This is a genomic window from Dactylosporangium thailandense (assembly GCF_059739745.1).
Map to the genome: position 1 here is coordinate 6,639,874 of NZ_AP029195.1, position 19,575 is coordinate 6,659,448.

Annotated in this window: 26 protein-coding genes; 13 read left to right on the plus strand and 13 right to left on the minus strand. The window is 73.1% G+C overall.

The genetic code is table 11. From position 1 onward, the window contains the following. Positions 1–24: 24 nt before the first annotated feature. Together AC6JBM_RS29210 and AC6JBM_RS29215 are read right to left on the minus strand one after the other, a co-directional pair. Entirely contained in the window at positions 25–657 is a 633-nt protein-coding gene (locus AC6JBM_RS29210; protein WP_497977252.1) for a hypothetical protein, read from the minus strand. Further along, positions 654–983, minus strand: a complete 330-nt coding sequence (locus tag AC6JBM_RS29215; RefSeq protein ID WP_497977253.1) for a MazG nucleotide pyrophosphohydrolase domain-containing protein — start codon at positions 981–983, stop codon at positions 654–656. The genes AC6JBM_RS29210 and AC6JBM_RS29215 overlap by 4 nt, the downstream gene beginning before the upstream one ends. A gap of 79 nt (positions 984–1,062) precedes the next feature. Between AC6JBM_RS29215 and AC6JBM_RS29220 the strand changes: the two genes are divergently transcribed. The 3 genes from AC6JBM_RS29220 to AC6JBM_RS29230 all read left to right on the plus strand — a co-directional run bounded on the left by AC6JBM_RS29220 (position 1,063) and on the right by AC6JBM_RS29230 (position 3,635). Further along, positions 1,063–1,878 (plus strand): HEAT repeat domain-containing protein, encoded by an 816-nt coding sequence (locus tag AC6JBM_RS29220; RefSeq protein WP_497977254.1) that lies wholly within the window; start codon positions 1,063–1,065, stop codon positions 1,876–1,878. Beyond that, positions 1,875–2,447 (plus strand): DUF4291 domain-containing protein, encoded by a 573-nt coding sequence (locus AC6JBM_RS29225; protein ID WP_497977255.1) that lies wholly within the window; start codon positions 1,875–1,877, stop codon positions 2,445–2,447. Before AC6JBM_RS29220 ends, AC6JBM_RS29225 begins: the two co-directional genes overlap by 4 nt. A gap of 84 nt (positions 2,448–2,531) precedes the next feature. Continuing rightward, positions 2,532–3,635 (plus strand): ricin-type beta-trefoil lectin domain protein, encoded by a 1,104-nt coding sequence (locus tag AC6JBM_RS29230; RefSeq protein ID WP_350609719.1) that lies wholly within the window; start codon positions 2,532–2,534, stop codon positions 3,633–3,635. A 91-nt stretch (positions 3,636–3,726) separates the two neighbouring features. Here AC6JBM_RS29230 and AC6JBM_RS29235 read toward each other — a convergent pair whose 3' ends face one another. Then, positions 3,727–4,383: a copper homeostasis protein CutC gene (locus tag AC6JBM_RS29235; RefSeq protein ID WP_497977256.1), complete on the minus strand. Its 657-nt coding sequence runs from the start codon at positions 4,381–4,383 to the stop codon at positions 3,727–3,729. A gap of 73 nt (positions 4,384–4,456) precedes the next feature. On the opposite strand from AC6JBM_RS29235, the gene AC6JBM_RS29240 reads away from it, so the two are divergent. The 3 genes from AC6JBM_RS29240 (at position 4,457) to AC6JBM_RS29250 (ending at position 6,558) form a co-directional block, all read left to right on the plus strand. Continuing rightward, complete coding sequence (locus AC6JBM_RS29240) at positions 4,457–5,437, plus strand: fatty acid desaturase family protein (RefSeq protein ID WP_497977257.1); 981 nt, start codon at positions 4,457–4,459, stop codon at positions 5,435–5,437. Beyond that, positions 5,395–5,976, plus strand: a complete 582-nt coding sequence (locus AC6JBM_RS29245) for a DinB family protein (RefSeq protein ID WP_497977258.1) — start codon at positions 5,395–5,397, stop codon at positions 5,974–5,976. Before AC6JBM_RS29240 ends, AC6JBM_RS29245 begins: the two co-directional genes overlap by 43 nt. A gap of 63 nt (positions 5,977–6,039) precedes the next feature. Next, the gene (locus AC6JBM_RS29250; RefSeq protein ID WP_497977259.1) at positions 6,040–6,558 is read left to right on the plus strand and encodes a hypothetical protein; all 519 of its coding nucleotides are present in this window, start codon (positions 6,040–6,042) and stop codon (positions 6,556–6,558) included. A 236-nt stretch (positions 6,559–6,794) separates the two neighbouring features. Here AC6JBM_RS29250 and AC6JBM_RS29255 read toward each other — a convergent pair whose 3' ends face one another. Continuing rightward, entirely contained in the window at positions 6,795–7,328 is a 534-nt protein-coding gene (locus AC6JBM_RS29255) for a hypothetical protein (RefSeq protein ID WP_497977260.1), read from the minus strand. A gap of 1,246 nt (positions 7,329–8,574) precedes the next feature. Continuing rightward, positions 8,575–8,871: a hypothetical protein gene (locus tag AC6JBM_RS29260; protein ID WP_497977261.1), complete on the minus strand. Its 297-nt coding sequence runs from the start codon at positions 8,869–8,871 to the stop codon at positions 8,575–8,577. Positions 8,872–9,006: 135 nt separating this feature from the next. Between AC6JBM_RS29260 and AC6JBM_RS29265 the strand changes: the two genes are divergently transcribed. Continuing rightward, positions 9,007–9,900: an alpha/beta fold hydrolase gene (locus AC6JBM_RS29265; RefSeq protein ID WP_497977262.1), complete on the plus strand. Its 894-nt coding sequence runs from the start codon at positions 9,007–9,009 to the stop codon at positions 9,898–9,900. 82 nt (positions 9,901–9,982) lie between these two features. Here the strand turns inward: AC6JBM_RS29265 and AC6JBM_RS29270 are convergent, their stop codons facing one another. After that, positions 9,983–10,570: a hypothetical protein gene (locus AC6JBM_RS29270; protein WP_497977263.1), complete on the minus strand. Its 588-nt coding sequence runs from the start codon at positions 10,568–10,570 to the stop codon at positions 9,983–9,985. Positions 10,571–10,591: 21 nt separating this feature from the next. On the opposite strand from AC6JBM_RS29270, the gene AC6JBM_RS29275 reads away from it, so the two are divergent. Further along, positions 10,592–10,975 carry a VOC family protein gene (locus AC6JBM_RS29275; RefSeq protein WP_497977264.1) on the plus strand — a complete coding sequence of 128 codons (384 nt, stop codon included), beginning with the start codon at positions 10,592–10,594 and terminating at the stop codon, positions 10,973–10,975. Between the two features lie 98 nt (positions 10,976–11,073). Then, positions 11,074–11,661: a hypothetical protein gene (locus AC6JBM_RS29280; RefSeq protein WP_497977265.1), complete on the plus strand. Its 588-nt coding sequence runs from the start codon at positions 11,074–11,076 to the stop codon at positions 11,659–11,661. Here the strand turns inward: AC6JBM_RS29280 and AC6JBM_RS29285 are convergent. The 6 genes from AC6JBM_RS29285 to zwf all read right to left on the minus strand — a co-directional run bounded on the left by AC6JBM_RS29285 (position 11,594) and on the right by zwf (position 16,178). Beyond that, entirely contained in the window at positions 11,594–11,992 is a 399-nt protein-coding gene (locus tag AC6JBM_RS29285) for an MMPL family transporter (protein ID WP_497986547.1), read from the minus strand. The genes AC6JBM_RS29280 and AC6JBM_RS29285 overlap by 68 nt on opposite strands. Before the next feature lie 9 nt (positions 11,993–12,001). Beyond that, positions 12,002–12,469 (minus strand): hypothetical protein, encoded by a 468-nt coding sequence (locus AC6JBM_RS29290; protein ID WP_497977266.1) that lies wholly within the window; start codon positions 12,467–12,469, stop codon positions 12,002–12,004. Positions 12,470–12,774: 305 nt separating this feature from the next. Beyond that, entirely contained in the window at positions 12,775–13,368 is a 594-nt protein-coding gene (locus AC6JBM_RS29295; protein WP_497977267.1) for a sensor histidine kinase, read from the minus strand. A 207-nt stretch (positions 13,369–13,575) separates the two neighbouring features. Continuing rightward, the gene (locus AC6JBM_RS29300; RefSeq protein ID WP_497977268.1) at positions 13,576–14,205 is read right to left on the minus strand and encodes a hypothetical protein; all 630 of its coding nucleotides are present in this window, start codon (positions 14,203–14,205) and stop codon (positions 13,576–13,578) included. Positions 14,206–14,290: 85 nt separating this feature from the next. Beyond that, positions 14,291–14,536, minus strand: a complete 246-nt coding sequence (locus AC6JBM_RS29305; protein WP_497977269.1) for a response regulator — start codon at positions 14,534–14,536, stop codon at positions 14,291–14,293. 139 nt (positions 14,537–14,675) lie between these two features. Next, entirely contained in the window at positions 14,676–16,178 is a 1,503-nt protein-coding gene (gene zwf, locus AC6JBM_RS29310; protein WP_433086576.1) for a glucose-6-phosphate dehydrogenase, read from the minus strand. 128 nt (positions 16,179–16,306) lie between these two features. On the opposite strand from zwf, the gene AC6JBM_RS29315 reads away from it, so the two are divergent. The 4 genes from AC6JBM_RS29315 to AC6JBM_RS29330 all read left to right on the plus strand — a co-directional run bounded on the left by AC6JBM_RS29315 (position 16,307) and on the right by AC6JBM_RS29330 (position 18,920). Next, on the plus strand, positions 16,307–16,858 hold the full coding sequence (locus tag AC6JBM_RS29315; protein ID WP_497977270.1) for a TetR/AcrR family transcriptional regulator: 552 nt from the start codon (positions 16,307–16,309) through the stop codon (positions 16,856–16,858). Then, entirely contained in the window at positions 16,849–17,373 is a 525-nt protein-coding gene (locus AC6JBM_RS29320; protein ID WP_497977271.1) for a hypothetical protein, read from the plus strand. Before AC6JBM_RS29315 ends, AC6JBM_RS29320 begins: the two co-directional genes overlap by 10 nt. A gap of 60 nt (positions 17,374–17,433) precedes the next feature. Then, complete coding sequence (locus AC6JBM_RS29325) at positions 17,434–17,937, plus strand: hypothetical protein (RefSeq protein WP_497977272.1); 504 nt, start codon at positions 17,434–17,436, stop codon at positions 17,935–17,937. A 68-nt stretch (positions 17,938–18,005) separates the two neighbouring features. Continuing rightward, positions 18,006–18,920, plus strand: coding sequence for an acyl-CoA desaturase (locus AC6JBM_RS29330; RefSeq protein WP_497977273.1), 915 nt, complete (start codon positions 18,006–18,008; stop codon positions 18,918–18,920). Between the two features lie 27 nt (positions 18,921–18,947). Here the strand turns inward: AC6JBM_RS29330 and AC6JBM_RS29335 are convergent, their stop codons facing one another. Then, positions 18,948–19,397, minus strand: a complete 450-nt coding sequence (locus tag AC6JBM_RS29335; protein ID WP_497977274.1) for a GNAT family N-acetyltransferase — start codon at positions 19,395–19,397, stop codon at positions 18,948–18,950. Positions 19,398–19,575 lie beyond the last annotated feature (178 nt).

Sequence of the window (19,575 nt, forward strand, 5' to 3'; positions counted from 1 at the left end):
CCGAAATATACCTCGTTAGCAGAGCTAATCAAAACTCCGGGTCAGGTCGAGCTCGTACCGGTCACCGGTGCGCTCGAACCCGAGGCGGGAGTAGTACGGGGCGACCATCCCGGGCGGGGTGAGCACGCGCCGGAAGCCGTGCGCGGTGAGCTGCCCGCTCTGCCGGAAGACGAACTCGCCCGGCGACAGATCGCGGTACCGCCGCGTCACGTAGTCCAGCTCCACCTGCGCGACCTGCGGGTCCTGCGGCGACGGGCGGAGCATGAGGACCCCGACGATCTCGTCGGCGTTGAGGGTGAGGAAGGCGAGGCGGTGCCCGTCGTCGTCGAAGCGGAAGTCGGGGTTGAAGCGGGCGATGTCGGCCCAGTGCACGCGCAGCACGTGGGCCAGGAAGTTGTCGTCGGTGGCGACCTGCACCACCTGGTAGATGCGCTCGTCGTGGCGGGTGCGCAGCAGGGAGTACAGCTGCCAGACGTTGATGATCGCGAGCGTGAGGTTCAGGCCGACCATCGGCCAGACGCGGACCCCGGCGTTGTAGCCGATCAGGACCAGCGAGCCGACCAGGTTGAACAGCCGCAGCCGCAGCAGGCGCCGCTGCAGCAGGGACCACACGAGCAGGGCCGAGCCCGCCCAGCCGACGATCTCCAGCCAGCTCATCGCTCCTCCCGCCAGCCGCGGGTGTACACCACGCCGAGCTTCTGCCCCACCGCCCGCTCGAGGTCGATGCCCATCGTGTGGGCGGTCACGAAGGCGGTGATGACCACGTCCGCGAGCTCGGCCTCGATGTCCTCGCGGGAGCCGGTGCGGCGGGCCATCCCGTAGTGCCGCCGGACGGCGCCGACGAACTCGCCGGCCTCCTCGGCGAGCGCGAGGGCCTGGCGCAGGTGCGGTGCCTCGGTGAACCCGGCGTCGATCAGGCGCGCGGCGACGTCGCCGGCGACGGCCGGCAGGTCCGAGAGGGTGAAGGGGCGGGTGTTGTCCACACCGCACAGCATGCCGGAGTGCCCGCGCCCGCAGGCCGACCGGCTCGCCGACGAGGCGGGACGGCCTAGTATCGCTCGAATGACCGCGAATGTCCTGCGCGACGGCGACCTCGACACCCGCGAGGAGCACCTCTACCGGCTCCTGGAGCGGGCGCACGACTTCGGCGACCCGGCCGCGGTCGCCGCGCTGCAGGCGCTCGTGCGCGACTACGCCGACTACCACCGCTCGCTGTACACCCGGGCGATGAACCACGCCGACGTGATCGCCGCGCACACCCCGCCCGGCGAGTTGCGGGAGCCGCTGCTCGCGGCGCTCGGCGACACCCGGTACAACTGCCAGGCCTGGGCGGCGATGGGCTGTGCGGCCATGGGGGTGCGGGAGGCCGTGCCGGCGCTGGTCGGCCTGCTCGACCACCCGCAGTGGAAGGTCGTGGAGGAGGCGCTGCGGGCCCTGGGCCGGCTCGGCGACGCGTCCGTCGTGCCCGCGCTGCGCCCGCTGCTCGGCGACGGCGTCGACTGGGTGCGGCTGCGGGCCGCGGAGGCGCTCGCGGACATCGGCGGCCCGGAGGCCCTCGACGCGCTGTGGCACGAGTTCGAGCACCGCCGCTTCCCGCGGATCGGCCACATCGCCAGCGCCCTGGCCGCCTTCGCGCCGGAGGTCGTCCCGCGGCTGATCGCGGCCGCGGACGACCCGGACCCGAACCGCCGCTACTGGGCCGCGGTGGCGCTGGGCTCCACCGGCGACGAGCGGGTCGCGGCGACCCTGCAGCGGTTGCAGGCCGAGGACCGGGGCACGACGGTGTTCGACGGCGAGGTGCGGGCCGCGGCGAAGAAGGCCCTGCGCACGCTGCGCCGCATCCAGGCCGCCATCGCCGCCCGGGAAGCCGGACAGTGACCCCGACGCGGCAGATCCGGGCGGTCCACACCGCGACGACGATCACCGTCTACCAGGCGTACAACGCCGCGATCGCGTCGGCCGCCGTCGCCGCCGGGCGGTTCACGGGACCGTTCCGGCGCGATCGCATGACGTGGATCAAGCCGTCGTTCCTCTGGATGATGTACCGCAGCGGCTGGGCCGGCAAGGAAGGCCAGGAGCACGTCCTCGCGGTCGAGATCCGGCGCGACGGTTTCGCGTGGGCGTTGGAGCAGGCGGTGCTGAGCCACTACGACCCTGACGTGCACGAGAGCGCGGCGTCCTGGAAGCGGCAGCTCAAGGCCAGCCCGGTGCGGGTGCAGTGGGACCCGGAGCGCGACCTGCACCTGCGGGCGGTCCCGGGCACCCGGTCGCTGCAGCTCGGGCTGAGCGGCGAGGCGGTGCGGCGGTACGCCGACGAGTGGACGGTCTCGATCACCGACGTCACCGGCCTGGCGCACCGGGTCCACGAGCTGGTCCGGGCCGGTGACCTGGACGCGGCGCGGGCGCTCCTGCCACCCGAGCAACTATTGACACATATCTGTCAATAAGGTTTCCTATCCGCAACCTTCGGCTCACCAACACGTCCGCAACGTGCCGTTGGGAGACCCGTCAGTCTTCCTAGGAGCCTGCTCGTGAAGCGGTACCGCCTGCCCCTCATCGCCCTCGCGGCCGTCGTGCTCTCGTTCACCGCGACGACCGCGTACGCCCTCGCCCAGACGAACAAGGCCGCGCTCGCCGCCGGCCCGACCGCGAGCCAGCTGCTGGCCCGCACCCAGACCTGCAACCAGGTGTCCAACGGCAAGTACGCAACCGACGACGGCGGTGCGGCCACCGTCGCGATCTGCAAAAGCGGCTCGGCCTACTTCTGGACCGCCGACATGGACATCGACTGCGACGGCATCGGCACGTCGCACTGCAACGCCTCGACCGACCCGTGGTACCAGGCCCAGACCTCGTTCACCACGTCGAACGGCTCGTACTTCACCTCGGACGTCACGCGCTACTACGTGATCCCGCTGCCCAGCTCGCGCTTCGACTACGGCGCGAACGGCATCCGGCCCGGGGCCGTGGCCGCGGTCGTCTACAACAACCAGGTCGCGTACGCGGTCTTCGCCGACGAGGGCCCGGACAACATCATCGGCGAGGGCTCCTACGCCCTGGCCACCGCGCTCGGCATCGACCCGAACCCGGCCACCGGCGGCACCGCCGGCCCGGTGACGTTCATCGTCTTCCCGTCCTCGGTGCCCAGCCCCGTGGAGAGCAACACCGCGATCGACAGCACCGGCTCCTCGGCCGCGAACGCGTGGCTCGGCACCTCGCCGACCGGCGGCCCGACGACGCCGACCACGGGCCCGACGGGCACCGCGGGGCAGATCGTCGGCTACGGCGGCAAGTGCGTGGACGTCGCCGGTGCGAGTTCCGCCAACGGTACGGCGGTGCAGCTCTACGACTGCAACGGCACGACCGCCCAGAAGTGGACCCGCGCCTCGGACGGCACCCTGCGGGCGCTCGGCAAGTGCATGGACGTGGCGGCGGCGGGCACCGCGAACGGGACCAAGGTGCAGCTGTACGACTGCAACGGCACCAACGCCCAGAAGTGGACGCGCACGGGCCAGACGCTGGTCAACGTGGGCTCGGGCAAGTGCCTGGACGCGACCGGCCCCAGCTCGGCCAACGGCACCCGGCTGCAGATCTGGACCTGCGGCGGCGGCGCCAACCAGAACTGGTCCCTCTGAGCGACCGGTGAACCCGTGTCGAGCTCCCGGCGGCCGGCAGGACGGCACCGGCGGGCGGAGCTCGGCACGGGTCCGCCGCGCCTCGCGACTCCTACGCCGGGCCGAGCGCCTGACGCAGCCGTTCGACGAGTCGCGGTGCGACGGGGGCGGCCCAGCGGCCGCCGGGGCGTACCGCGGTGCCCGAGTGGAACGCGCGGATTCCGGCTTGCCGAAGCGCGGGTATGTGCGACTCCCGAAGGCCGCCCCCGGCCAGCAGCAGGCTCCGATGGACCGGCGCGTCCGCCAGGAGGCCGGGCAGCCCCGCGTTCATCCCGCCCGGCCCACCGGCCGTCAGCACCGAGGTCAGGCCGGGCAGACCGGCCAGCGCCCGCCAGGCCGCGGCCCGGTCGGCGGCGTGGTCGATAGCCCGGTGAAACGTCCACGGGAAGCCGTCCAGCAGCGCCTCGAGCGCCGCCCGGTCCACCGCGCCGCCGGCGTCGAGGAAGCCGAGCACGAACTCGGCCGCCCCGGCCGCGCGCAACTGCCGGAGGGTGGTTCGCAGCGACGGTACGTCGGCCGCGAACCCCGGCGTCGTGCGCAGCATCACCCGGACCGGGATCGACACCGCGGCCCGCACCGCCTCGACCGTCGCCGGGGCGGGGCTGAGCCCGTCGGCGGCCATGTCGCTGACCAGCTCGACGCGGTCCGCCCCGCCGTCCTGGGCGGCCCGGGCATCGGCGGCGTCCAGGGCGATGATCTCCAACAGCACCCGGCCATGGTGCCACCCAAGTCTTCGCGAGGCGGACACTCGGCCGTTTCCTTGGCCGAGTTAGCGTGCGAACATGGTCCGCCGTCAGTCTGTGCTGGCGATCGCGCTGGTGGGGACAGCGCTCGCCGCCCTGCTGCTGCAACTCGTCGTGCTCCCCCTGGTGCTCCTGCCGCTCGACCCGCGCTGGGCCTGGCTGCTCGCACCGATCGCGCTCACCACGATCCCGCTGTGGTCGCTCATCCACGAGGCCATCCACGGCACGCTGCTGCGGAACCGGGCGTGGAACGATCGCCTGGGCCGTCTGCTCGCGGTCGGCTACGGAGGCCCGTTCACGCTGCTCAAGGCCGGTCACCTGCTGCATCACCGCTACAGCCGCACCCAGCGCGAGCGCACCGAGGTCTACGACCCCGCGAAGTCCTCGTGGTTGACGGCGGCGCGGACGTACTACCCGAGGCTGCTCGGCGGCCTGTACGTGGCCGAGCTCCTGTCGGTGCTGCTCGTCCTCCTGCCGCGCCCGGGCTGGCGGCTGCTGGTGCACCGGACCGACTCCCTGGACTCGGTGACCGGCCTGCTCTTCGAGCGCGTCGCGCGCCGCGACAGCCTGCGCAGGTTCCGCGTGGAGGCGATCGCGGTCATCGTGACGTACACCGGCTCGTCCCTGGCCTGGGGCGGGCACTGCTGGATGCTGTGGAGCGCGGTCGGCGCCCGGGCCCTGATCGTGTCCCTGGCCGACAACGCGTACCACTACCGCACCCGCCTGGAGCGCCCGCTCGACGCGATGAACCTGGCCCTGCCGCGGGCCCTGGAGTACTTCGTGCTCGCGTTCAACCTGCACAACGTGCACCACCGCCACCCCGGCCTGCGCTGGCACGAGCTGCGCGCCGCGTTCGTGGCCGACCGGGACGAGATCCACCTGGGCTGGTTCACGGCGGTGGCCCGCCAGTTCCGCGGCCCGATCCCGCTGACCGCGGACGAGGTGCGCCCGCTGCCCGCCGCCGATACCGTGCCCTCATGGACAGCGCAGATGTCCGGCGCGCGCTCGACGAGTCCCTGACCCTGCTACGCGAACCCGCCACGACCCCGGCGGCCTGGTCGGCCCGGGCGGGCGTGGTGGAGTGGACGTGCCTGGCCACGGCCGAGCACATCGCGCACGACCTGACCGCGTACGCGACCCAGCTCGCGGCCCGCGCCGAGGCCGCCTACCTCCCCCTGGACCTCGTCGTCCACCCCGGCACCGACCCGCGGACGGTCCTGCGGATCATCGCCTCGTGCGCCCGCCTGCTCACCCTGGAGCTCGACGCGGCCGGCCCGGACGCGACCGCCTGGCACTGGGGCCCGGCGGACCGGACGGCCTTCGCGGCGATGGGCGTGAACGAGATCCTCGTGCACACGTGGGACATCGCCCAGGGCCTCGGCCTGAGCTGGAGCCCTCCCCCGCACCTGGCGGCGGCGGTACTGGCCCGGCTGTTCCCCTCCGTCCCGCCGTCGGTGGACCCGGACGCGGGCCGGGCCCTGCTGTGGGCGACGGGCCGGATCGCGCTGGAGCACCACCCGCGCCGCGACTCCTGGGTCGTGCAGGCCGCCCGCCCCTGACCGGCCTGCCGGCGGCCGTTGCGGCTCGTTGCGACACTGTGGTTCCGGCAGAGGAGGCTCGTCATGCAGTCTGCGATCATCGCCGCCGCCACCGCCCTGCTCGGCCTCATCGTCGGCCGTTTCTGGGACGGCCGCGTCGAGGGGCGCCGCTGGCAGCGCGACCAGCGGATACGCGTCTACGAGCAGTTCATCCGGGCGTACTACGCCTCCCGCGAGGCGTACCGGGCCCTCGCGCTGCTGGAGCCGGACACGCCGGAGTCGCACGAGGCGCTGGCGCGCGCACTCGATCTGGGCGTCGACTTCAACCAGTCCGTGGTCGCCGTGTGGTTCCACGGCTCGCCGGCCGTCGCCACCGCGGCCCACGAGGTCGACCTGGAGGTCAACAAGCTCGCGAGCGTCGCACGGCTCAAGCGCTACACCTGGGACGACTGGCGGGTCGCCCGGTCGCCGGCCGAGCACGCCGCCGAGCAGTTCATCGAGGTCGTGCGCGGCGATCTGGGCCTGCCGGACATCGCCGTCACGCTCTGCTACCCGCCGCACGACCCCACCCCGCGCCGAACCCCGGCGCGCTCACGGGGCTGACCGCGCGCCGGATCGGTGACCTGGACCCGGGCAGCGCCGCGCCGCCGTCATCGTCGCGGCACTGGGCCTGGCCGGCCTGACGATCGGCCGCGGCCCTGCTCGGATACTTCCGGGCGTACCGCACGCTGACCGGCACGGAGCAGCCGAAGCGCCAACAACCGAGCCGCCCGCGGGCGCCTCAGTCGGGCGATCGAGCTCCCAGCGCCCCTCGAGCACGAAACGACCCCGCCGACGCCTCAGTCCGGGCGATCGAGCTCCCAGCGCTCCTTGAGCACGAGATGGATGACCCCCACCGCGTCGTCCAGGCCGGTCAGCTCCTTGGCCACCCGCACGAACCCGTCGGGAACCGGCACCGCCCGCGCCACCTCGAGCTGCTCCCGCGTGGCCGGCACCACCCGCACGACGTTGGCCGACACGTCGACCGTTGCCGACCCGCCGCGATACGCCTCGGCGCACGCCTCCAGCCGCTCCCGCTGCGCGGGCGTCGGATCGTCGAGCCCGTACCGGTCGGCATACGGCTCGAACCACAGCCCCCGCCACTCGACGAGATCGAGGCCGGGGTCGACGTATTCCGCCCCGACCGGCGTCTCACCGAGGCGCTCACGCACGGCCGCCCGAGCCAGCTCCAGCCCGTCCTCGCTCTGCCCGGCCCCGATCGTGAACCGCACGCCCGAGGACGTGAACACCTCGTACCCATCGGCCTGCCGCACGTAGGTGACGTTGACCGGCAGGAACCGCCGCAGCCTGGCGCTCGCATCCTCGACGCTCACCAGCCAAACCTACCGAAGCCCCCGCGGCTCCGACGTACGCTCGACGTCTCGCTTCCGGTTCCATGTCCAGGAGTGTGCTTCCGGTGCCGTGTCCAGGAGTGTGGTAGCCCGTCCGTGCCTGCCCGGACTCGCGCGAAGCGCGGCAATGAGCCCGGCGGTGTACTCGGCACCAGGTCGCGCGGGCCACTGGCGGCCCGTGCGGATTGCCGTCGGCTGATGTCGCGGGCGGTCTTGCCGGGCGGCGACGCGGGCGCGGCGCCGGCCCCGTAGTGCGGGTCGCTGTTGCGCGTGTTACGGCACCAGCGGGCCGGAGCGCCATTGGCGCGCGGGTGTCGCGACGCTTCGGCGTGGGGCCAGGCTGCGCGGTCCGACCGGGCTCGCCCTGCGTGGGGTCACCGGCGTGCGCCACGCTGCCACCCGCAGGATGTTCAACCCGTTCAACCCGTTCAACCCGCTCAGGCGATGGCGATGGCGATGGCGACGGCGACGGCGACGGCGACGGCGACGGCGACGGCGATGGCGATGGCGATGGCGATGGCGATGGCGATGGCGATGGCGGCAATCCGTCCGAGCCCAATCCGTCCGGGCGTTCGCCGACGGAAGGCGGGGTGTCAGCGTGTGCGCGGCGCAGCTTTTCGGCGTGCCGTTGAGCCAGACCCCAAACTCGATGCCGAGCATGTTCCCGACGGAACTGCTCATTCGCCGGAGAATAACGACGCGACCTGGTCCGGTCACGCATGGCAGCCAATTCGTCCTTGGTAAACAATTGTAGCTGCCCCATACTCTCCATTATCCCAGGACCGAGCGCGAATCACCGCCCCGAACAGCATAATGTCAAATGGCGCACATCCGGAACGCCGATTCTTCACCCCATTCTCCGGGCACCGAGAACGCCACCCGCCATCCCGGAGATTCGCACTGATGCCGACCGAAGAAGTCGACACGGTTCAAACCGAATCACGGAAAGCCAGTCCCACGACAGAGCGGTCCAGAAGCAAACGACACATCGCGAACCGTTCACGCGTGGGGCGCAAAGGTCGATTGGGCGGCAGGAGGCACCCAAAGGCGCCGGCCAATGGGCGGCCACCCACGACAACGGACCCGATCGCCGCCGCCGGACGCAACCCGCCGCGATGAGCCGTCGCGCGCGGCGGTCACGACAACGGAGCCGGAGCCACGGCGGTCATGGCGCGGAGCCACGGCGGTCACGGTCACGGTCACGGCGCCGGAGCCACGGCGGCCACGGTCACGGCAACGGGGCCGGGGCCACGGCGGCCATTCCCAGGAGCGGGGCCATGGTCGGGCACGTGAGCGAGGCGCATTCGCGGCCGTGCGCGTCAAACTCCGCCCGGCCGATCGGCACCACCGTCACCGCCAGCGGGCGCACCGGGCCCGTGGCCCAGTAGCGCCTGGTGCCGACCGCCCGGCGCAGAGCCCGCCGCAGGCTCGGTGTGAACTGTGTGAACTCGTGCCGCACACCGCCCCGGCGCGCGACCGGCCAATCGAGGCGCACCGCCCAGCCCTGGTCATCGTCCGACGTCATCGCCACCACCCCCACCCTGTTGAGGCAACGACCGAACCTCCCCCCACGATACTCGAACACACGTTCGAATTCACCCCTCGTACGGACCCGTACGGCATCTTGGGCCGGGCAGGAAAACGCGCGAGACTGCCGGGTGTGATCGACGACGAGTTCTGCGACCTGCCGGGCGGCGTGCGGGTGTGCTACCGCGCCGAGGGGGACCCGCAGGGCGCACCGCTCCTGCTCATCGCCGGCCTGGGCCTCGACCTGACCTCGTGGCCCCGCCCGCTGCTCGACGGCCTGACCGCGCGCGGCTTCCGGGTGGTCCGCTTCGACAACCGTGACGCCGGGCGCTCGACCCGCGTCGACGCCCGCCCGCCGGGCAAGCTGCGCCAGCTCGTCGCGCGGCCGCTGCCCGGCGCGTACCGCCTCGAGGACATGGCCGGCGACGCCGCCGGGCTGCTCGGGTACCTCGGGATCGAGCGGGCCCACGTGGTCGGCATGTCGATGGGCGGGATGATCGGGCAGGCGCTGGCCGCGACCCATCCGGACCGCGTCGCCAGCCTCACGTCGATCTTCTCGACCACCGGCGCGCGGGGCATCGGGCAGCCGGCCCGCTCGACGCTGCTGCGCATGGCCCGCCGCGCCGCCCGCACCCGCGAGGAGTGGGTGGGACGGCACCTAGAGATGCTGGATCACATCGGGTCGCGGACGTTCCCGTACGACGATGCGCAGGAGCGTGCCTGGGCGGCCGGGGTGTGGGACCGGGGCGGCGGACCGGCCCGCGCGGCGGGGGTCGCGCGGCAGATCGGCGCCATCCAGGCCTCGGGCGACCGTACCGCCGCCCTGCGCACGATCACGGCCCCGACCCTCGTCATCCACGGCGACGTGGACCGCATGGTGCACCCGAGCGGCGGGCGCGCCACGGCGACGGCGATCCCGGGCGCGCGGCACGTGGAGATCGCGGGCATGTCGCACCACCTTGCCCCGGGCGTGCTCGACCGCCTGGTCGCGCTCATCGCCGAGGCGTCGCTGGTCAAAGAGCGCTAACCGCCAAGGCGTCGCTGGTCACGGAGCGCTGACCGCCAAGGCGTCGCCGGTCAGAGAGCGCTGAGCGCCGAAGCGTCGCCGGTCAGGGAAGGATGATCCCGTCGATCTCGCCGTCGAGCTCGAGCGGGTACTCGGCGCCGACGGCGTCCCAGAACCCCTCGAACGGCGTGAAGATGGTGCCGAGCTCCTCGTGGGCCTCGGCGGCGGCGCGCCCGGCCCGCTCGACGGCCGCGGGGTCGGCACCGTAGAGGGCGGCCACCGCGGCCCAGGACGCGGGCGTGTTCAGCATGCCGTCGGCGGTCGGCGCCGGGAGCAGCCGAGGCAGCGCGACCTCGTCGAAATCGGGACCCGGTTCGCCGTCCCAGTGCAGGAACACGTGCTGGACCCGGGACACCACACCGTCCACTCTGGACAGGATTAAATGCTCGCCGCCGTACTCGTCGTGGTCCAGCGCGATGATCGCCCGCTCCCAGTCCGGGGCGTCCGCGATGGCCTCGGCGAGCCAGGTGTTGCCCCCGTCCGCGTAGAGCGACACGCGCGTGTGCGCCGAGCCCTGCGGGCGGATCCAGTACGGCACCGGCTCCTGCGGGAGCTTCAGCGCGTCCACGAACCCGGCGGGGTCCGCGGCGCGCGGGAGGTCCACCGCGGCCACCGCCATGAAGGTCGACATCGCGCGAGCATACTGCTGGGCGTGGCTCACTTCAGTAGGCTCTACGCGATCTGCGTCGACGTGCCCGCGCACGACCACGACGCCACCGTGGCGTTCTGGTCCGGCGCGGCCGGGGCCGAGATGCCGGTCGTCGGCAAATACCCCGAGTTCAACGGCGCCCGGCTGCCGAACCACGACATGCTGCTGCTCGCCCAGCGGCTCGGCGACGGCGAGGCCCGGATACACCTCGACTTCCACACCGACGACCTCGACGCGGAGGTCGCCCGGCTCGAGGCGCTCGGCGCCACGCGGGTCGAGCGGGCCGGGAACTGGCAGGTGATGCGGGACCCGGCCGGGCTGCCGTTCTGCGTGGTGCTGGACGCTCCGGGCACCCTGTCGGAGGCCAACGCGACCCGGTGGGACTGACCGGGTCACGAAAACGTGCCAGGTCGCACCATACGTGCGTGCGGCGGGGCGGCGATCGCGCACCTTTGGTCGTACCAAACCGATCTGAGGAGCGCACCGTGACTCGTCGCATCATCGTTCTGGCCGCGGCCGCCCTCGGGGCGCTGGGGCTCGCCGGCTGCCAGCAGGACGCCGGCACCGCCACCGCCAAGCCGTCCACCCCGGCGTCGGCCGCGGCCGTCGCCTCCGCCCCGGCCTCGGCCTCCGCGAAGCCCTCGGCGAAGGCGAGCGGCTCGGCCAAGCCGTCGACCGGCACCAAGGAGGCCGGCGCGGTGCCCGACATCTGCAAGCTCATGTCCAAGGCCGAGGTGCAGACGCTGACCGGCGAGTCGGTGACCCTCATGACCGACGACGGCGGCTCCAGCACCACCAGCCGCTACTGCCAGTGGCAGCTCTCCCAGGGCCAGCTCACGGTCACCGTGAGCCTGGAGACGCGGGAGAACTTCGACGTCCGCAACAAGCAGGCCCAGCCGGTGATCGGCGTCGGCACCACCGCGTACTCCCTCGCCGGGCACCTCTACGTGTGGCAGGACGGGCGGGACGTGGACGTGTACGTCTCCTCGGAGTCGAGCGACCAGGCTAACCTGTCCGTCGCCCGCCGGACGGCAATGCAGCTGCTGCCGCGGCTGGAGGCGGCGTCGAAGTAGTTCCCCGCCGCCGTGGGCGCCACCAGTTGGCCGGCCCCAGCAGCGCCATCGTGGCCGGGACGAGCAGGCCCCGGACCACGGTGGCGTCCACGGCGATCGCGACCGCCATGCCGAGCCCGAACATCTTGATGATCGGGTCGGCGTTGGCCGTGAAGCTCGCGAACACGACCACCATGATGCAGGCGGCGGACGTGATGACCCGGCCGGTGCGGGCGAGGCCGGCCCGCACCGCCGCCGTGTTGTCGCCGGTTCGCTGCCATTCCTGGCGTACCGCCGTCAGCAGGAACACCTCGTAGTCCATCGACAGCCCGAAGAGCAGGGCGAAGAGCATCGTCGGCACCTAGCTCTCGATCGGCAGCGGCCCGTCGAGCCCGGTCAGCCGCACGCCCCAGCCCCACGCGAAGACCGCGGTGAGTGCGCCGTACGCGGCGCCGATCGACACGAGGTTCATGACCGCGGCCTTGAGCGCGACCACGGGAGCGCGGAAGGCCAGCAGGAGCAGCACCGCCGAGAGTGCGACGACGAGCCCGATGACCACCGGCAGCCGGCCCGCGCTGCGCTCGGCGAGGTCCGCCTTCGTGGCCACGTGCACCGGCGCCCCGGCCACCCGCAGGGCCCGAATCCGGCGCACCAGGCCGGCGGTCGCGGGGTCGCCCGGCGCGGTGGACGGGGTGACGCGCAGCGCGGCGACCCCGCCGCCGCCGGAGATCCGCACCGGGGAGGCACCGGCGACGCCCGGCACCGCGGCGACGGCGTCGCCCAGCTCGGCCAGGCGCGCGTCCGAGGGCCCCGCGGCCGGCGGGTCCACAGGACGAGCTGGTGGGCTTCGGCGAGCGTGTTCCCGGCGCCGACGAGGTCCCGGGCGGTCTGGGCGTCCCTGCCGGGGAGGGTGACGTCGTTGTCGGTCGGGCGGCCGCAAGGGCGACGCCGGTGACCAGGGCGGCGACGACGAGCAGCCAGGCCGCCAGGATGGTTCTGGGGTGCGTGGCGCACCAGGTGCCGAGCCGCTTCACCGCGCTCCTAGTCGTTCGGGTGCTGACGATATGTCGGGCGCTCCGCGCCACGACATATCGGACTTTTCGCCTGACGGGTGATATATGCGATTTGCAGGCATTACGGGTCCACGTGTCGGCCACGGCGAGCGTCGGCGGTGCGTTCGCGGCGCGCGGTGGCGGCGGTGCCGGAGGTGTGGGCGGTCGCGGCGGTGGGGGCGGTGCGGGCGGTCGCGGCGGTGCCAGCAGTGGCGGCGGTCGCGGCGGTCGCGGTCGCGGCGGTGCCAGCGGTGGCGATGGTCGCGGCGGTCGCGGTCGCGGTGGTGGCGGTGCGGGCGATGGCGGCGGTGCGGGCAGTCGGGGCGGTGGGGATCGTGAAGCGGACCGTGGTGCCCTCGCCCGGCGCCGAGGTCAGGGACACACTGCCCCCGCCGGCCCGGACGATCTCGGCCACGATGGACAGCCCCAGGCCGCTGCCGCCGCCCGCACGCACGGCCGGGCCGCGGGCGAAGCGGTCGAAGGCGCGCTCGGCCAGGTCGGGCTCCATGCCGGGGCCCTCGTCGCGCACGCTCACCTCCGCCGTCCCGCCCGCGCACGACAGCGCGACCGTGACCGGGGTGCCCGGCGGGGTGTGCGCGCGGACGTTGCCGAGGAGGTTGGCGAGTACCTGGCGCACCGCGTCCTCGTCGCCGACGACCTGGCACGACGGCGGCACGTGCGGCGCCGCGGGAACACCCGGCCCGACGGCGGATGCGTCGGAGCACGGCGGCGGCACGTGCGGCGCCGCGGGGAACGCCGGGCCCGACGGCGGATGCGTCGGAGCACGGCGGCGGCACGTCCGGCGCCGCGGGACTGCCGGCGCCGCCAGCGCTGCCAGGACCGCCGGGACCGCCTGGACCGAATGCGGGCACGCCGGGACCGCCTAGCGCGCCGGGGCCACCGGAGCCGCCGGGGCCGAATGCGGGCGCGTCGGAGCACGACGGCGGCAGGTCCAGCGTCGCGGGGCGGCCGGGGACGGCGGCGAGCAGGTCGGACACGGCGCGCAGGAGCGGGACCAGAGCGGCCATGCGGCGAGCCTCGTCCTCGGCGCGGCGCCGGTACCGATCTCGACGAGGGCCAGGCGGCGGACGGTGTCGTGCATCGGGCCCAGGGGCAGCGCCACGAGGACGGTCGAGCCGTCGGTGGTGCGGGTGACCACGGCGCGGTAGGTGTTGGCGGCGAGGTCGACCGGCTTGGACACGCCGCCGCCGGCGGGGGCGGGCGGGGCGTGGTCGAGCAGTACGTATCCGGGGATGCCGGTCGCGGCGCCGAAGTGCGTGGTCGTGCCGTCCGTGCGGCGCAGTTCGATGACGTACTCGGTCGGGGTGATGAGCGCGCGTACGTTGACGCCGGCCTGCTCGATGCGCGAGGGGGCTAGGTGGGCGGCCAGGGCGAGCTGGGCGTCGAGGCGGTCCAGGAGGTAGCCGCGCAGGGCGAGCACCGCGGCGGTCCCGGCGGTGGGCAGCACGACTGCGGTGACCGCGAGCATGCCCGGCAGCAGCTGCCGCCTCACGCCGCCGCCTCCAACTCGCTCCGGCACCGACGCGATACCCACCCGCATTGCCGGTTCGCGGCCACTCCGCTTCGTTCCGTACCGCTCACGCCGCCTCCTCGGAAAGCACGTAGCCGAAGCCGCGCCGGGTGGCGATCAGGGGCGGGCCGTCGCCGTCGGGCAGCATGACGTCGAGCACGACGACGTCGGGCCGTTCCCGCTCGGCCAGGCGCAGCGCGTCGGCCGCGGTGCCGGCCGTGGCGACCGCGAACCCGTGGAAGCGCAGCACGGTGGCCAGCAGTGTCGACGATGTTGGGCTGGTCGTCGACGACGAGGATTCGTGCCTGGGCACCGCTCACCGCCACACCCTCACCCGGCGGGATGAGAGTTCGATGAGAATCCCAAGGCGTTCGGGCTCGAAGAACGCTGACGGTGCATACGCGAAGGCCCGGGCGAAGCGTCGCCCGGGCCTTCTGCGGAGGGAGTCGTCGTCAGGCGACGGTGTTGCGCCAGGCGCGCCCGCTGCGCTCGATCAGGCGGTTCGCGTCGGTCGGGCCCCAGGACGCGGCCTCGTAGGTCGGGATCGGGCTGGTGTCCTGGGCCCAGCGCTCGATGATCGGGTCGACGATCCGCCAGCACTGCTCGACCTCGTCGGAGCGGATGAACAGCGTGGTGTCGCCGATCAGGGCGTCGAGGAGCAGCCGCTCGTACGCCTCCGGGGACTCCTCCCGGAAGGTCTTGTCATAGGAGAAGTCCATGCTGGCCGAGCGGACCCGGAACGAGTGGCCCGGCACCTTGGCGCCGAAGCGCAGGGCGATGCCCTCGTCGGGCTGGATGCGCAGGATCAGCGCGTCGGGCTGCAGCTCGGTGAGCTGCGAGTCGGGGATCGGCAGGTGCGGCGGGCGCTGGAACTGCAGGGCGACCTCGGTCACGCGGCTGGGCAACCGCTTTCCCGTGCGTACGTAGAACGGGACGCCGGCCCAGCGCCAGTTGTCCACGTCCAGTCGCAGGGCGGCGTAGGTCTCGGTGCGCGAGAGCGGGTCGACGCCGGGCTCCTCGCGGTAGCCGGGCATGAGCTCCTCGCGGGTGCCGCCGCGGGTGTACTGCCCGCGGACCGCGATGTCGTCGATGTCCCGGCCGCGGGGCAGGCGGATCGCCTGCAGCAGCTTCACCTTCTCGTTGCGCACCGCCTCGGCCGCGAACGACGCCGGCGGCTCCATGAGGGCCAGGGCCAGCACCTGCAGCACGTGGTTCTGCAGGATGTCGCGCACCGCGCCGGCGTGCTCGTAGAAGGAGCCGCGGGTGCCGACGCCGAGCGTCTCGGCCACGGTGATCTGCACGTGGTCGACCCAGGTGCGGTTCCAGATGGGCTGGAAGATGGAGTTGGCGAAGCGCAGCGCGAGCACGTTCTGGACGGTGTCCTTGCCCAGGTAGTGGTCGATGCGGAAGACCTGCGACTCGTCGAAGGACGCGTGCACCGTCTGGTCGAGGGCCTTCGCGCTGCGCTCGTCGTGGCCGTAGGGCTTCTCGATGACCAGGCGGGCGAAGGAGCCCTCCGGGGCCTGGTTCAGCCCGGCGCCGGCCAGGCCGTTGATGACCAGCGGGAACGCCTCGGCCGGGGTGGAGAGGTAGAAGATGCGGTTGCCGCCCGTGCCGCGCTGCTCGTCGAGCTCGTCGAGCAGGGCGCTGAGGTTCTTGTAGGTCTCCGGGTCGTCGTAGCCGCCGGCGATGTACCGCACCGCGCCGGCCAGCTGCGGCATGCCCGACACCCCGCGGTCGCCGAGCACGTTGTGGATGAACTGCTGGTCGTCCATCGGCGTGCGGGCCACGCCCACGACCGCGAACCGTTCGGTCAGCCGGTTGTGCCGGGCCAGGCTCTCGATCGCCGGGATCAGCTTGCGCCGGGTGAGGTCGCCGGACGCGCCGAAGATCACCACCGTGGCCGGCGGGGCGTGCCGGTTGTCGGATTCCTGCAGGACCGTCTCGCTGGACATGGGGTGTGCCTCTCCGTCGGACTGCCGCCGTGACATTACGAGCCAACCGAGGCGGGCAGCAACGATTCCGGAACGTGACCGGCGTCTCTGCACGGTCTTCGTCAAGCCTAGTCAGTAGGTTGGGGACCATGGGACGACCCGCTCGGCACGACGCCGACAGCCTCCTGGACGCGGCCGTGCGACTGGTCGGGACCGGCGGGCCCAAGGCGCTCACGGTCGCGGCCGTGGCGCGGGAGGCGGGCGGGCCGAGCGGGTCGGTGTACCACCGCTTCGCCGGGCGCCCCGCGCTGGCCGCCGCGCTGTGGCTGCGCACCGTCGAGCGGTTCCAGGCCGGGTTCTTCGCGGCCCTGGCCGAGGGCCGCCCGGCCCGCGCGGCCCGGCACGTGGTGGCCTGGTGCCGGGAGCATCCCGACCAGGCGGCGGTCCTGCTGTACCGCGCCGACGACTTCGACCGCGAGCACTGGAGCGACGAGGAGCGCGCCGCCCTCGACGCGATGAACGGGCGGGCCGTGACCGCGATGCGCGCCCTCGGCGGCGACTTCGACAAGGTGGTGCTCGCGCTCACCGACCTGCCGGCGGCCCTGGTCCGCCGGCACCTGCGCGCCGGGCACGAGATCCCGGCCCGGGCCGAGGACCTCGCGGAGGAGACGGCGGTGCTAATTTTAGAGACATGTCTCTAAAAGTGTGGGGTACCCGCCCCGGCGAGACCGCCCTCGCCTACGCCGGCGACGAGCTCGCGCCCGGGCGCGAGGCCTGGTTCCGCGCCGTGGACGTGCACGCGCCCGCGTCCGTGACGTTTCGCTGGCTGTGCCAGCTGCGCGTGGCGCCGTACAGCTATGACTGGATCGACAACGGCGGCCGCCCCAGCCCCCGCGAGCTCGTGCCCGGCGTGGACGAACTGGCGGCCGGCCAGCGCTGGATGACGATCTTCGACCTGATCGCCTTCGTCCCCGGCGAGCAGCTCACCTTCCGCATGGCGACCCGGCCGGCCCGGGCGCTGTTCGGCGACATCGTCATCAGCTACCTGGTCCGGGAGCTGGGGCCCGGGCGGTCCCGCCTCATCGGGAAGCTGTACCTCCCGAGCCCGCGCGGCCCCCTGGAGCGCGCCACCCGCCCGCTGCTGTGCGCCGGCGACCTGGTGATGATGCGCCGGCAGCTGCTGAACCTCGCCGGGCTGGCCGAGCGGGGCGTTTGACGTCACCCGTTCGTGGTAACTTTGAGTTATCAGGATCTTGCAAGGAGTAATGAGGTTGCCATGTCGATCACACCGATTGCGCCGGCCACACCGACCACGCTGACCACGGCGACCGCGACGAGCGCCGCCACGGCCAATGCGACCGGCACGCCGACCTCGCGGGACATGCAGCAGAACCTGCAGCAGGACCGGCTCCAGCAGGAGCGGCTGCAGCAGCAGCGCCTCGACGACCAGCGGCTGCAGCAGCAGCGGGCCGACGACCTGCAGGCCGCCGACCGCCAGCAGCTCGTCCGGCAGCAGGACCAGCGCACGCGCGACGTGCAGCAGGCCGATGACCAGCAGTACCAGCTGCAGCAGCAGCGCCTGGCCGACCAGCGCCTCGCCGACCAGCGGACGGTGGAGCAGCAGCGCCTCGACGACCAGCAGCGCATCCAGCAGCAGCAGGCGCTCGAGGACCAGCTCCGGCAGCGGGCGGAGGAGGCGCGGGCCAACTTCGACGCCATCCAGCAGCAGCGGCTGCAGACGACGTCGCTGTTCTCCGGCCGGCTGGACGTCTACCTGTAACGTCGCCGCCGCGGCCCGGCATTGTTGCCGCGGGATGCCAGCCATGACGGCGGTCTATGGTCGCGGCCATGACCACGGCGGTGAAGCCCCTCCTCGGCCGCAAGCGCCCGATTCCGGCGCACGTCGCGGTCTACGCGTTCGTCATCATCCCGTTCCTCGCGCTGCTCGCGGCGGTCCCGATCGCGTGGGGCTGGGGGCTGGCGTGGCTGGACGTGATCCTCGCCGCGGCCTTCTACGTCGTGACGTGCCTCGGGGCGACGGTGGGCTTCCATCGGTACTTCACCCACGGCGCCTTCAAGGCCAAGCGCGCGCTGCGCATCGGCCTCGCGGTGGTCGGCAGCATGGCGGTCCAGGGGCCGATCCTGCACTGGGTCGCCGACCACCGCCGCCACCACGCGTTCGCCGACCGGGAGGGCGACCCGCACTCCCCCTGGCTCTTCGGCACCTCGCCGGTCGCGCTCGCCCGCGGCTTCTGGCACGCCCACCTCGGCTGGGTGCTCGAGCGCGACCTCACCAACCAGGAGCGCTTCGCCCCCGACCTGCTCGCGGACCGCGACATCCGGCTCGTGCACCGGCTCTTCGGCCCGCTGACGATCGTCACGCTCGCGGCCCCGGCCGTGCTCGGCGGCCTGATCTCGTGGTCCTGGCAGGGCGCGGTGACCGCGTTCTTCTGGGCCGGACTCGTGCGCGTCACGGCCCTGCATCACGTGACCTGGTCGGTGAACTCGGTCTGCCACATGATCGGCGAGCGCCCGTTCGCGGCCCGCGACCGCTCGGCCAACTTCTGGCCGCTGGCGATTCTGAGCATGGGCGAGTCCTGGCACAACCTGCACCACGCCGACCCGACCTCCGCCCGCCACGGGGTGCTGCGCGGCCAGATCGACATCTCGGCCCGCACCATCTGGCTGTTCGAGAGGCTCGGCTGGGCCTGGGACGTGCGCTGGCCCACCCCGCAGCGCCTCGCGCGCATCACCGCGGCCTAGTGGCCTTCGGCCCGGCGGGGCCGCGGCTCAGCTCGTGAGGTGCAGCTTCATGCCCTCGTGGGAGGCGACGAAGCCGAGCCGCTCGTAGAAGCGGTGGGCGTCGGCGCGCGCCTTGTCCGTCGTCAGCTGCACGAGGCCGCAGCCGCGGGCCCGGGCGCGGTCGACGACCCACGTCATCAGGGCCGCGCCCACGCCGCGCCCGCGGAGATCCGGGCGCACACGCACGGACTCGACCAGCGCGCGCTGCATGCCGTGCCGGCCCAGCCCCGGAACGTAGGTCACCTGCAGGCACGCCACGATCTCGCCGCCGTCCTCGGCGACGATCTCCTCGTTGCGCGGGTCGGCGTCGATGGCCGCGAACGCCCGCTCGTAGGCGTCGTCCACCACGGCCCGGTCCCGGTCGCGCCCGAGCACGTCGTCGGCGAGCAGTGCGACGATCGCCGGCAGATCGGCGCGCACGGCCGGGCGGAAGATCACGAGTCATGAGTCTAGTCCGGAAGTGACGGGGGCCGATCGCCTTCGACCCCGGCACGGCACCGTGTACCGGCTGACCGGCCGTCCGCCGGGGCGCTTCATCGGCCGGTACCAGCAGGCCGGCGGCGTCCTCTGGGCCACGCTCTCCGGCGGCGATCCCGGCACCGGCGGGGTCGGCTGG

Coding starts and splice junctions, on each gene's coding strand:
- AC6JBM_RS29325 (WP_497977272.1), top strand. CDS start 17,434: ATGTCGATCACACCGATTGCGCCGGCCACACCGACCACGCTGACCACG.
- AC6JBM_RS29320 (WP_497977271.1), top strand. CDS start 16,849: ATGTCTCTAAAAGTGTGGGGTACCCGCCCCGGCGAGACCGCCCTCGCC.
- AC6JBM_RS29245 (WP_497977258.1), top strand. CDS start 5,395: ATGGACAGCGCAGATGTCCGGCGCGCGCTCGACGAGTCCCTGACCCTG.
- AC6JBM_RS29270 (WP_497977263.1), bottom strand. CDS start 10,570: ATGTCGACCTTCATGGCGGTGGCCGCGGTGGACCTCCCGCGCGCCGCG.
- AC6JBM_RS29330 (WP_497977273.1), top strand. CDS start 18,006: ATGACCACGGCGGTGAAGCCCCTCCTCGGCCGCAAGCGCCCGATTCCG.
- zwf (WP_433086576.1), bottom strand. CDS start 16,178: ATGTCCAGCGAGACGGTCCTGCAGGAATCCGACAACCGGCACGCCCCG.
- AC6JBM_RS29315 (WP_497977270.1), top strand. CDS start 16,307: ATGGGACGACCCGCTCGGCACGACGCCGACAGCCTCCTGGACGCGGCC.
- AC6JBM_RS29285 (WP_497986547.1), bottom strand. CDS start 11,992: ATGCTCTTCGCCCTGCTCTTCGGGCTGTCGATGGACTACGAGGTGTTC.
- AC6JBM_RS29260 (WP_497977261.1), bottom strand. CDS start 8,871: ATGACGTCGGACGATGACCAGGGCTGGGCGGTGCGCCTCGATTGGCCG.
- AC6JBM_RS29240 (WP_497977257.1), top strand. CDS start 4,457: ATGGTCCGCCGTCAGTCTGTGCTGGCGATCGCGCTGGTGGGGACAGCG.
- AC6JBM_RS29220 (WP_497977254.1), top strand. CDS start 1,063: ATGACCGCGAATGTCCTGCGCGACGGCGACCTCGACACCCGCGAGGAG.
- AC6JBM_RS29250 (WP_497977259.1), top strand. CDS start 6,040: ATGCAGTCTGCGATCATCGCCGCCGCCACCGCCCTGCTCGGCCTCATC.
- AC6JBM_RS29210 (WP_497977252.1), bottom strand. CDS start 657: ATGAGCTGGCTGGAGATCGTCGGCTGGGCGGGCTCGGCCCTGCTCGTG.